1 protein-coding gene and 1 pseudogene are annotated in these 1,146 nt (G+C 52.6%); both read left to right on the forward strand.

The window, feature by feature from the left end; genetic code table 11:
* Positions 1 to 452, forward strand: a pseudogene (locus tag FEK43_RS22660) (replication of DNA); the annotation flags it as partial.
* Positions 449 to 1,146 (forward strand): DnaB-like helicase C-terminal domain-containing protein (locus tag FEK43_RS22665; RefSeq protein WP_276608465.1); only part of this gene is annotated, 698 nt, incomplete at its 3' end. The pseudogene FEK43_RS22660 and the gene FEK43_RS22665, both read left to right, overlap by 4 nt.

Genomic DNA, 1,146 nt, shown 5'->3' on the forward strand with positions numbered 1-1,146 from the left:
CAGCTAATAAAACATTAGCCAAGTCGGCTAATGGGTATAAGCCAAGTCAGCTAAACACAAAAGACAATATACAAAAGACAATAAATACAAATACCCCCTTACCCCCTAACGGGGGCGGCGATGGGCAGGTTAAACCTGAACGTCGCAAGGCAGAACGCATCGACTACGAATCCTTCCTGAACGCCTACAACACCGAAGTCGGTGACAGACTTCCACATGCTGTTGCGGTCAACGAGAAACGCAAACGCCGCCTGAAGAAAATCATCCCGCAACTGAAAACGCCAAACGTGGACGGTTTCAGAGCGTATGTCAGGGCGTTTGTGCATCAGGCCAAGCCGTTTTACTTCGGAGACAACGACACGGGCTGGACGGCCGATTTTGATTACCTGCTGAGGGAAGACTCGTTAACGGGAGTTCGGGAAGGGAAGTTTGCAGACAGGGGGATTGCATGAGACAGGATATCGAAGCGAGCGTTATCGGTGGCCTGCTGATTGGTGGATTGACGCCAACCGCTAGTGACGTTCTGGCAACGCTGGAGCCGGAAGCGTTTTCAATTCCGCTCTACCGGAAAGCCTTCGAGGTTATCCGCAAGCAGGCGCGAAACAGAAACCTAATCGACGCGCTGATGGTTGCCGAGGAGTGCGGAGAGGAGCATTTCACGTCAATCCTGATGACCAGCAAAAACTGCCCGAGTGCCGCAAACCTGAAGGGATATGCCGGAATGGTCGCGGATAACTATCACCGCCGCCTGGTGCTGGAAATCATGGATGAAATGCGTGAACCAATTCAGAACGGAACCATCGATACATCGAGTCAGGCGATGGACGAGCTGGTAAAGCGTCTTTCAGCCATCAGAAAGCCCCGTGACGAGGTTAAACCTGTACGGTTAGGGGAAATCATCACCGACTACACTGACACGCTTGACAGGCGTCTGAGGAACGGAGAAGAGTCAGATACCCTGAAGACCGGAATCGAAGAACTTGACGCCATCACCGGAGGGATGAACGCAGAAGACCTGGTGATTATCGCCGCTCGTCCTGGTATGGGTAAAACCGAACTGGCGCTGAAGATTGCCGAAGGCGTTGCAAGCCGCGTTATTCCTGGTTCTGACGTCCGGCGCGGAGTGTTGATTTTCTCGATGGAAAT

This window comes from Escherichia sp. E2562 (genome assembly GCF_005781075.1).
GTDB lineage: Bacteria > Pseudomonadota > Gammaproteobacteria > Enterobacterales > Enterobacteriaceae > Escherichia.